The sequence below is a fragment of the Staphylococcus sp. HMSC072B07 genome, from assembly GCF_001815505.1.
Taxonomy (GTDB): domain Bacteria; phylum Bacillota; class Bacilli; order Staphylococcales; family Staphylococcaceae; genus Staphylococcus; species Staphylococcus simulans.
Genome location: NZ_KV820940.1, coordinates 26,087 through 36,307 on the forward strand (window position 1 = coordinate 26,087; position 10,221 = coordinate 36,307).

Here is a 10,221-nt window from a genome sequence, read left to right on the forward strand (position 1 = left end):
TTTGTCAGTAATTTCAGCAAACCCATGGCTGATGCTGCTCTCAATTTTTATCATTAACGTTGCTTATGTGACATGTCTCACAGTTCGTACGATTCTTACCTTAAAAGGTTACCGTTATGTCGCAGCAGCGGTTAGTTTCCTTGAAGTGTTAATCTATATTATCGGATTAGGCTTAGTGATGGCTAACTTGGATAAATTCCAAAATATTGTAGCTTATGCGTTTGGTTTCTCTGTCGGCATTATTGTCGGTATGAAAATTGAAGAGAAACTTGCATTAGGTTATTCGGTAGTCAATGTGACAACAGCCAATTATGAATTAGATTTACCGACACAACTTAGAAATTTAGGTTACGGTGTCACACACTTCCCAGCTTATGGTCGAGACGGCGAACGTTTAGTCATGCAAATTCTGACACCAAGACGCTTTGAACTTAAGTTGATGGATACGATCAAACAACTTGATGACAAAGCATTCGTCATTGCCTATGAAGCACGAACATTACATGGCGGCTTCTGGGTTAAAGGTATTAGAAGTAAACGATTGAAGGCGTATGATACAGATGAAATTTGAAGTAGCAGAAAACGAAACGATTCAAGAATGTTTAGCACGTATGCGTGAAGCGGGCTATATGCCAGTGAAGCGGTTTGAGAAACCAGTCTATCGTGAAAATAAAGACGGCAGTATAGAAGTTGAGCGTCAACATATACAATTTGTCGGTAAGAAAATTCAATAAATGTGTAGAAAGCCCAATTTGTATTTTGAAATGAAATACGAGTTGGGCTTTTTAGATAAAAGTTTGGAAAGCCTTATACATTTGAAAAAAATTCTGTTAAAATAGAGAGTATAAGAGTAAAAAGTCGAACGTTTTGCAGGATATTTTGAAGAATGTACATGTTCTGTGAGCGTCCACATTTAAAATCAAACTTTAAGATAGGAGTTTATGAAATGATTGAACGTTATTCTCGTGAAGAAATGTCACAAATCTGGACAGACCAAAATCGTTATGAAGCATGGTTGGAGGTTGAAATCCTAGCATGTGAAGCTTGGAGTGAATTAGGTTTTATCCCGAAAGAAGACGTTAAAAAAATCCGTGAAAATGCGCGTGTAGATGTAGACCGTGCGAAAGAAATTGAATTAGAAACTCGTCATGACGTTGTTGCTTTCACACGTCAAGTTTCTGAAACTTTAGGAGAAGAACGTAAGTGGGTGCACTATGGTTTAACTTCAACAGACGTTGTAGATACAGCGTTAAGCTACCAAATCAAACAAGCAAACGATATTTTGGAAAAAGACATTGAACGTTTTATCGAAGTATTAGCTGCGAAAGCGAAAAAATATAAATATACATTAATGATGGGTCGTACACATGGTGTGCATGCTGAACCGACAACATTCGGCGTGAAAATGGCATTATGGTATCAAGAAATGGTACGTAACTTTAAACGTTTTAAAGAAGTACGTAAAGAAATCGAAGTAGGTAAAATGAGTGGTGCAGTCGGAACATTCGCAAATATCCCACCTGAAATCGAAGCATACGTTACAAAACACTTAGGTCTTGATTTTGCACCTGTATCAACACAAACATTACAACGTGACCGTCATGCGTATTATATCGCAACATTAGCTTTAATCGCAACTTCTATGGAGAAATTTGCAGTTGAAGTACGTAACTTGCAAAAAACAGAAACACGAGAAGTAGAAGAAGCATTCGCGAAAGGCCAAAAAGGTTCTTCAGCAATGCCGCATAAACGTAACCCGATCGGTTCAGAAAATATTACAGGTATTTCACGTGTCATCCGTGGTTACATTACAACAGCATACGAAAACGTTCCATTATGGCATGAACGTGATATTTCACACTCATCTGCAGAACGTATTATGTTACCAGATGTGACAATCGCATTAGATTATGCATTAAATCGTTTCACAAACATCATCGATCGTTTAACAGTCTTTGAAGATAATATGATGGCTAACATCAACAAAACATTCGGTTTAATTTATTCACAACGTGTGTTATTATCATTAATTAACAAAGGTATGGTACGTGAACAAGCTTATGACTTAGTTCAACCAAAAGCGATGGAATCTTGGGAAACTAAAACACCATTCAGAGAATTGCTTGAACAAGATTCACAAATTACTGATGTATTAAGCAAAGAAGACTTAGACAAAGCCTTCGATCCAAAACACCACTTAAATCAAGTGGATACAATTTTCGAACGTGCTGGTTTAGCTGACTAATGTTTACAATAAATTTGTATATCGCAACAATTTCTTAAGGGTCATGACTACACTTTAATGTATTAGTACGTTAAAATAGGATAAAGATGAACGCAAAGAACAGGAGTTGTTTGATATGCAAATTGAGAAGTTACGCGGTAAAGCATTAGATGAGCTGTTTGATGCGATTCTAACGCTTGAAAATAGAGAAGAGTGTTACCAGTTTTTTGATGACTTATGTACTGTAAATGAAATTCAATCGTTATCACAAAGACTTCAAGTTGCTAAAATGATTAAACAAGGTTATACGTATGCAACGATTGAAAAAGAAACAGGTGCTTCTACAGCGACAATTTCCAGAGTAAAACGCTCCTTACAATGGGGTAACGATGCTTATACTGTCGTATTAGATCGCATGAATATCGAAACAAATGACTAGTTCAAAACAGAGCCTGCACATCTTATGATGTGAGAGGTTCTGTTTTTCTTTGTTTAGACATATCCGTTTAGAATCTAAGTGGTAAAAATGATATAATCAAATGTATGTTTAAAAGAAGGGAAACGGTAAAATGTACGACATAAAAAAGTGGCAACATGTATTTAAATTAGATCCTGCAAAGACAATCAATGATGAAGATTTAGATAAAATCTGTATGTCAAATACAGATGCAATTGTGATTGGCGGAACTGATAATGTGACTGAAGACAATGTCATTCAATTGATGAGTCGTGTCCGTCGTTATCCGCTTCCACTCGTCCTTGAAATTTCCAACTTAGAAAGCATCATGCCTGGTTTTGACTTCTACTTTGTCCCGATGGTCTTAAACAGCCCGGATGTACAATACCAAAATGGCTTATTGCTAGAAGCACTTAAAGACTACGGTCATATGATGGATTTTGATGAAATCAAATTTCAAGGGTACATCATATTAAATCCTGATTCTAAAGCAGCGGTAAAAACACAAGCCAAAACAGATTTAGATGAATCAGATATTGAAGCTTACGCATTGATGACGGATAAAGTCTATCAATTTCCAATCATGTACATAGAATATAGCGGCACGTTCGGAGATATGGAAATGGTTCGTACCGCAAAACAAAATGTTGAACAAGCACATGTGTTTTATGGTGGCGGTATCCGCTCATTAAGCGATGCGCAAGTTGCGGCGAAAGAAGCAGATACGATTGTCGTCGGCAATTTAGTCTATACCGATATCAAACAAGCATTGAAAACAGTTAAAATAAAGGAGTTATCTTAAGATGAATGCGTTATTAGACAATATGAATACTGAACAAAGCGAAGCAGTCCGTACAACTGAAGGACCACTGCTGATTATGGCCGGAGCAGGCTCAGGGAAAACGCGTGTTCTAACGCATCGTATCGCGTACTTATTAGATGAAAAAGGCGTTTCTCCTTATAACGTCTTAGCAATTACTTTCACAAACAAAGCAGCACGAGAAATGAAAGAACGTGTTGAAAAATTAGTAGGAGAAGAAGCACAAGTTATTTGGATGTCAACGTTCCACTCTATGTGTGTACGTATTTTAAGAAGAGACGCAGATCGTATCGGCATTGAGCGCAACTTTACGATTTTAGATCCGACAGATCAAAAGTCAGTCATTAAAGATGTGTTGAAAACAGAAAATATCGACAGTAAACGTTATGATCCGCGTATGTTCTTATCTGCCATCAGTAATATGAAAAATGAACTTAAAACAGTTGAAGACGCTGAAATTGAAGCAACAGACTTTATGTCTGATATGGTGGCACGTGTGTATGCAGGTTATCAACGTCAGCTTTCTCGAAATGAAGCGCTCGATTTCGATGATTTGATTATGACTACAATCAATCTCTTTAAACGAGTACCAGACGTTTTAGAATACTATCAAAATAAATTCCAATATATCCACGTGGATGAGTATCAAGATACTAACAGAGCACAATATACGCTTGTGAAACTATTAGCGGATAAATTTAAAAATTTATGTGTCGTAGGTGACTCTGACCAATCCATTTATGGTTGGCGTGGTGCTGATATTCAAAACATCTTGTCATTCGAGGAAGATTATCCGAATGCGAGAACGATTTTCCTTGAACAAAACTATCGTTCAACGAAAGTCATTTTAAATGCGGCCAATGAAGTAATTAAAAATAATACAGAACGTAAGCCGAAAGGGCTATGGACTGCGAACCAAGAAGGTAAAAAAATTAATTATTACCAAGCACAAAGCGAAAGTGATGAAGCACAATATGTCGTAAAAGAAATTATGCGTCAGCAACGTGAAAACAATAAATCCTTCAATGATATTGCGATTTTATATCGTACGAATGCACAATCTCGTGTGCTTGAAGAAACATTTATGAAATCGAATATTCCATATACAATGGTCGGCGGTCACAAGTTCTATGACCGTAAAGAGATCAATGACTTATTAAGTTATTTACGTTTAATCGCAAATAGTAATGATGATATCAGTTTACAACGTATTATTAACGTACCAAAACGTGGTATCGGACCATCTTCTGTTGAAAAAATTCAAGCGTATGCCAGACAAAATGATTTAAGTATGTTTGATGCCTTAGCTGAAGCAGATTTTATCGGTTTAACCAAAAAAGTGACTAAACAAGCGATAGACTTCTATACATTGATTTCAAATTTAATCCAAGAACAAGAATTCTTAGAAGTCAGTGAAATTGTAGAAGAAGTCTTAAATAAATCAGGGTATAAAGAAATGTTGGAACGTGACCAGACTTTAGAAGCACGCAGCCGTTTAGAAAACATTGAAGAGTTTATGTCTGTTCCTATGGATTATGAGAAAAACACACCACTTGAAGAACAATCATTAATCAATTTCCTAACAGATTTATCATTAGTCGCAGATATCGATGAAGTGGATATTGAAAACGGTGTGACATTGATGACGATGCACTCTGCGAAAGGTTTGGAATTCCCGGTAGTCTTTATTATGGGTATGGAAGAATCAATCTTCCCTCATATCCGTTCTATTTTGAGCGATGATGATCACGAAATGGAAGAAGAACGCAGAATTTGTTATGTGGCGATTACACGTGCGGAAGAAGAGTTGTATTTAACACATGCGACGAGCAGAACGTTATTTGGTAAAACACAATCTAACTCAGCTTCAAGATTCTTAAAAGAAATTCCTGAAGATTTATTGAATAAGCCTGCAAGAACAGAGAGCCGTTATGCAGGAGCTGCCAGTAGTCAAAGACCTGTTAAACGCGGTCCAAGCAGACGTACAACGAAACGTTCAGAAGTGGCATCTGGAACATGGAACGTCGGTGATAAAGTGATTCACAAAGCATGGGGAGAAGGTATGGTCAGCAATGTGAATGAGAAAAACGGTACGGTTGAACTCGATATTATCTTTAAATCTCAAGGACCGAAACGTTTACTTGCGAACTTTGCGCCGATTAAAAAGAAGGAGGACTAAGGGATGAACGATTTAGCCAATAGAGTTGAAACACTGCATCGCTTATTGAATCAATATAATCATGAATATTATGTGATGGATAATCCATCTGTACCAGATAGTGAGTATGATAAATTACTCCATGAATTGATTCATATCGAAGAAGAACATCCTGAATTTAAAACAGAAGATTCTCCGACGGTACGTGTAGGCGGCGAAGCACAAGCTACTTTTAATAAAGTGCGCCATGATACACCGATGTTAAGTTTAGCTAATGCTTTCAACGAAGAAGATTTACGTCGTTTTGATGCCCGTGTACGTGAACATGCGGGAAAAGTTGAGTACATGTGCGAATTGAAAATTGATGGTTTAGCGGTATCTTTAAAATATGAAAACGGTAGATTTGTGCAAGGGTTGACGCGTGGTGACGGAACGATTGGTGAGGATATTACAGAGAACTTGCGTACAATTCGAGCGATTCCATTAAAAATTAAAAAGCCGTTAACTTTTGAGGTGCGTGGGGAAGCATTCATGCCGAAAGCTTCTTTTGAGCGTTTGAATAAAGAGAAGGAAGAAGCGGGCGAACAAGCTTTTGCGAACCCACGAAACGCAGCGGCTGGCTCATTACGTCAATTAGATTCAAAATTAGCAGCAAAACGCCGTTTAAGCATTTTCTTATACAGCGTCAATGACTTTACAAACTTTCATGCGACATCACAAAGTGAAGCTTTAGATGAATTAGATGAGTTAGGTTTTAAAACCAATCAAAACCGTAAACGTGAGTCAGATATTGAAGGCGTATTGGAATACATCAAGTATTGGACTGAAAAACGCCAAGACTTATCCTATGATATTGATGGTATTGTGATTAAGGTCAATGATCTTGAAGAGCAAGATGAGCTAGGGTATACACAAAAATCACCAAGATGGGCAATTGCCTATAAATTTCCAGCTGAAGAAGTAGTAACAACTTTACATGATATCGAGTTAAGTGTCGGACGTACGGGTGTAGTCACACCGACAGCAGTATTAGAACCTGTTCGTGTTGCTGGAACGACTGTTTCTCGTGCTTCACTGCACAATGAAGATTTAATTCATGAAAAAGATATTCGTATCGGGGACAGTGTAGTGATTAAAAAAGCAGGCGATATTATTCCGGAAGTTGTGCGCAGTTTACCTGATCGCAGACCAGAAGGAACTGAAACTTATCATATGCCGACACATTGTCCAAGTTGCGGTCATGAATTAGTTCGTTTAGATGGAGAAGTCGCATTACGTTGTATTAATCCTAAATGCCCAGCACAACTTGTCGAAGGTATGATTCACTTCGTATCACGCCAAGCGATGAATATCGATGGTTTAGGTACGAAACTGATTATGCAGTTGTATGATAATGAAATTATTAAAGATGTAGCAGATTTATATTACCTTACAAAAGATGATTTGTTGCCGTTAGAACGTATGGGTGAGAAAAAAGCAGATAATCTTTTAAATGCGATTGAAGCGTCAAAAGAAAATTCATTTGAACATTTATTATTCGGTTTAGGCATCAGACATTTAGGTGTTAAAGCCAGTCAAGTAATCGCAGAACGTTTTGACAACATGGAGCGTTTGTTTGAAGTAACGGAAGAAGAATTGCTTGAAATCCATGATATCGGAGATAAGCTAGCGACTTCATTAATTACTTATTTAAATAATGAAGATATCATTGCTTTAATTGATAAACTTCGTGCAAAAAATGTTAATATGAAGTATAAAGGTATCAGAACTTCAGAGATAGAATCTGATTCAGAATTTAATGGTCTGACTGTTGTATTAACAGGTAAACTGCACAATATGACACGTACAGAAGCATCTAAATGGTTGGAAGCACAAGGTGCAAAAACGACAAGCAGTGTGACTAAGAATACGGATTTAGTCATCGCTGGTGAAGATGCTGGATCTAAATTGACGAAAGCAGAAAAACTAGGCACAGAAATTTGGTCTGAAGCAGACTTTATCCAAAAACAAAATGAAGTTGACCAATAAACAATAGAGGAGATAGGGCATGAAGAAAACAAGTGTATTACTCATCTCTCTCTTATTGATTCTCACGGCGTGTGGCAATAAGGATGAGCAACAAAAATCAACAAAAGAACAAGAAAGTCAATCAGATTCAAGTACTGTTAAGCACATTGCGACAGATAAGAATGTTCAAGGTGATGACTATAGAACGATTCTTCCATTTAAAGAAAGTCAAGCAAGAGGTATGTTGCAGCAAACGATGGCGAATGGCTATAACGGTGATGACTTTGAAGATGGTTTATTAGAACAAAGTAAGACAGTTTTTCCAACTGACGAATACTTATACCAAGATGGTCAGTTTTTAGATAAAAAAACAATTAATGCTTATCTTGGACCTAAATACACAAAATCTGAAATCGAAAAAATGGATAAAGATGAAAAAGAAGAGAAAAATGCGAATGAAAATCTTGGTTTAAATCCATCTCGTCATGGCGAAAAGGACGAAGAAAAAATCGCAGAAAATTCACCTGCTTATCTTTCTAACATCTTAGAACAAGATTTCTACGGCAATAGTGACACCAAAGGTAAAAAAATTAAAGGCATGACTATTGGTCTTGCGATGAACAGTGAATATTATTACCAAAAAGAAAAAGACGGACCAACCTTCAGTAAGAAATTAGACCGTGCGAAAGTCGAAAAAGAAGGTAAAAAAATGGCCGATGAAATGTTGCAACGTTTACGTGAACATAAAGCATTGAAAAACATTCCAATTCACTTTGCGATTTATATTCAATCTGGAGAAAATGATATTATTCCAGGAGAATTTGTTGCAGGTGCAACGGCAGATGATGGTCAAACACGTATCAACAGTTGGAAAGATATTAATGAAAAATCAGTGTTGTTACCTTCATCAGAAGCAGCTGATTTGAATGAGAATTTAAACAATAACTTCAAACAGTTCAATGATAATTTGCAGTCATATTTCCCTAACTTTACACAAGCAGTAGGTAAAACGAAATTTGATGGCAAAAAACCGAAAAACCTTATTATTGAAGTACCGATTGATTACTATGGCAAAGCTGAATTAACTGGTATTACACAATTTATTGCACAACAAGCTGACAAATACTTCAGCAATATTGATGCCTATGAAATTCATATTAAAGATGGTAACCAAGCACGTGCTTTAATCACAAAAGGTAAAGATGATAAAAAACAAAATGTGCATATCTATAAAAGATAAATGAATAGATAAAATTATGATAAAGATGTCTTCGCATAGAAGGCATCTTTTTATATTTTTTGACAATATATTGAAGTACTACCTGGTACAGTTTAATACAAATTTTGATGGGAAAAAGTACAATAATGTATCAAAATTAGAAAAAAGTGATATATAAATGAAAATTGTAGCACTATTTCCAGAAGCCACAAAAGGGCAAACAGAAAACAACGTGTTAGATGACTATACTGCGTTAAATCTACGTCCTTTTTTAGAAGAACGTGGACATGAATTGGTCGTATTGAAAGATGGAGAAGATGATTTAGATCAACATCTTAAAGATATGGACGTTGTTATTAGCGCGCCATTTTACCCTGCATATATGACAAAAGAACGAATTGAACAAGCACCTAACTTAAAATTAGCAATCACTGCAGGTGTAGGTTCTGACCATGTGGATTTAGAAGCAGCAAGCGAACATGATATTTCAGTGGTAGAAGTCACAGACTCAAACACGGTTAGTGTAGCTGAACATATTGTGATGACAACATTAATCTTAGTTAGAAATTACGAGGAAGGTCATCGTCAATCAAAAGAGGGTGGTTGGAACTTAACACAAGTAACGAACCATGCCTTTGAACTTCAAAATAAAACGATTGGTATTTTTGGTTTAGGCAGAATTGGTCGTTTAGTTGGAGAGCGTTTAAAACCGTTTAACGTAGATATTATTCACTATAGACGTTCTAGCCAAGAAGATACAGACTTCTCAAAATATGTGAATTTTGATGAGTTAGTGCATAAAAGTGATGTGTTGATTATTACAACACCACTTACCCCTGAAACAGATGATTTATTTGATTATAATACAATCAGTCAAATGAAAGATGGCAGCTATATTGTAAACTGTGCACGCGGTAAGATAGTAAACAAAGAAGAAGTAGTTAAAATGATAGAAGAAAATCATCTTCAAGGCTATGGTGGAGATGTATGGTATCCACAACCTGCACCTTCAGACCATCCGTGGAGAACGATGCCGCGTAATGCGATGACTATTCATTATTCAGGTATGGTCGTTGAAGCACAATTACGTATTGAAAAAGGTGTTAAAGATTTATTAACACACTTCTTTGATGAAACGCCATTCCCTAAGGAAGATGTGATTGTGAATGGTGGTCAAATCACTAGCCAATCTTATGCGAAACATGATGATTCAAACAACTAAGCTATAAGCTTAGCAGATTAAGTGAAAAGGAAATGCAGCTGCTTATAACACAAATAGGGCAGGAACGAGAAGTTCCTGCCCTCAGACTGTCGACAAAGTCCTACGGACTTGTCG

9 protein-coding genes are annotated in these 10,221 nt (G+C 36.6%); all 9 read left to right on the top strand.

Translation table 11 applies throughout. From position 1 onward, the window contains the following. Positions 1-31: 31 nt before the first annotated feature. The 9 genes from HMPREF3031_RS10385 (at position 32) to HMPREF3031_RS10425 (ending at position 10,107) form a co-directional block, all read left to right on the top strand. Complete coding sequence (locus HMPREF3031_RS10385; protein ID WP_371099748.1) at positions 32-571, top strand: DUF2179 domain-containing protein; 540 nt, start codon at positions 32-34, stop codon at positions 569-571. After that, entirely contained in the window at positions 561-734 is a 174-nt protein-coding gene (locus HMPREF3031_RS10390) for an NETI motif-containing protein (RefSeq protein WP_002481686.1), read from the top strand. Before HMPREF3031_RS10385 ends, HMPREF3031_RS10390 begins: the two co-directional genes overlap by 11 nt. A gap of 212 nt (positions 735-946) precedes the next feature. Continuing rightward, the gene (purB, locus tag HMPREF3031_RS10395) at positions 947-2,245 is read left to right on the top strand and encodes an adenylosuccinate lyase (RefSeq protein ID WP_002481685.1); all 1,299 of its coding nucleotides are present in this window, start codon (positions 947-949) and stop codon (positions 2,243-2,245) included. 115 nt (positions 2,246-2,360) lie between these two features. After that, positions 2,361-2,663 (top strand): YerC/YecD family TrpR-related protein, encoded by a 303-nt coding sequence (locus HMPREF3031_RS10400; RefSeq protein ID WP_023015874.1) that lies wholly within the window; start codon positions 2,361-2,363, stop codon positions 2,661-2,663. Positions 2,664-2,793: 130 nt separating this feature from the next. Next, complete coding sequence (locus HMPREF3031_RS10405; RefSeq protein WP_002481683.1) at positions 2,794-3,483, top strand: heptaprenylglyceryl phosphate synthase; 690 nt, start codon at positions 2,794-2,796, stop codon at positions 3,481-3,483. A 1-nt stretch (position 3,484) separates the two neighbouring features. Next, positions 3,485-5,680, top strand: coding sequence for a DNA helicase PcrA (pcrA, locus tag HMPREF3031_RS10410; RefSeq protein WP_070724878.1), 2,196 nt, complete (start codon positions 3,485-3,487; stop codon positions 5,678-5,680). 3 nt (positions 5,681-5,683) lie between these two features. Next, positions 5,684-7,687 (top strand): NAD-dependent DNA ligase LigA, encoded by a 2,004-nt coding sequence (ligA, locus tag HMPREF3031_RS10415; RefSeq protein WP_002481681.1) that lies wholly within the window; start codon positions 5,684-5,686, stop codon positions 7,685-7,687. A gap of 19 nt (positions 7,688-7,706) precedes the next feature. Further along, the gene (locus tag HMPREF3031_RS10420) at positions 7,707-8,906 is read left to right on the top strand and encodes a CamS family sex pheromone protein (protein ID WP_002481680.1); all 1,200 of its coding nucleotides are present in this window, start codon (positions 7,707-7,709) and stop codon (positions 8,904-8,906) included. A 157-nt stretch (positions 8,907-9,063) separates the two neighbouring features. After that, positions 9,064-10,107, top strand: a complete 1,044-nt coding sequence (locus tag HMPREF3031_RS10425; protein ID WP_002481679.1) for an NAD-dependent formate dehydrogenase — start codon at positions 9,064-9,066, stop codon at positions 10,105-10,107. The last annotated feature ends 114 nt before the right edge of the window (positions 10,108-10,221 follow it).

Bases quoted from the DNA above. Each gene is read 5' to 3' on its own strand.
- ligA (WP_002481681.1), top strand. From the start codon at position 5,684: ATGAACGATTTAGCCAATAGAGTTGAAACACTGCATCGCTTATTGAAT.
- HMPREF3031_RS10405 (WP_002481683.1), top strand. From the start codon at position 2,794: ATGTACGACATAAAAAAGTGGCAACATGTATTTAAATTAGATCCTGCA.
- HMPREF3031_RS10390 (WP_002481686.1), top strand. From the start codon at position 561: ATGAAATTTGAAGTAGCAGAAAACGAAACGATTCAAGAATGTTTAGCA.
- HMPREF3031_RS10420 (WP_002481680.1), top strand. From the start codon at position 7,707: ATGAAGAAAACAAGTGTATTACTCATCTCTCTCTTATTGATTCTCACG.
- pcrA (WP_070724878.1), top strand. From the start codon at position 3,485: ATGAATGCGTTATTAGACAATATGAATACTGAACAAAGCGAAGCAGTC.
- HMPREF3031_RS10400 (WP_023015874.1), top strand. From the start codon at position 2,361: ATGCAAATTGAGAAGTTACGCGGTAAAGCATTAGATGAGCTGTTTGAT.
- HMPREF3031_RS10425 (WP_002481679.1), top strand. From the start codon at position 9,064: ATGAAAATTGTAGCACTATTTCCAGAAGCCACAAAAGGGCAAACAGAA.
- purB (WP_002481685.1), top strand. From the start codon at position 947: ATGATTGAACGTTATTCTCGTGAAGAAATGTCACAAATCTGGACAGAC.
- HMPREF3031_RS10385 (WP_371099748.1), top strand. From the start codon at position 32: ATGCTGCTCTCAATTTTTATCATTAACGTTGCTTATGTGACATGTCTC.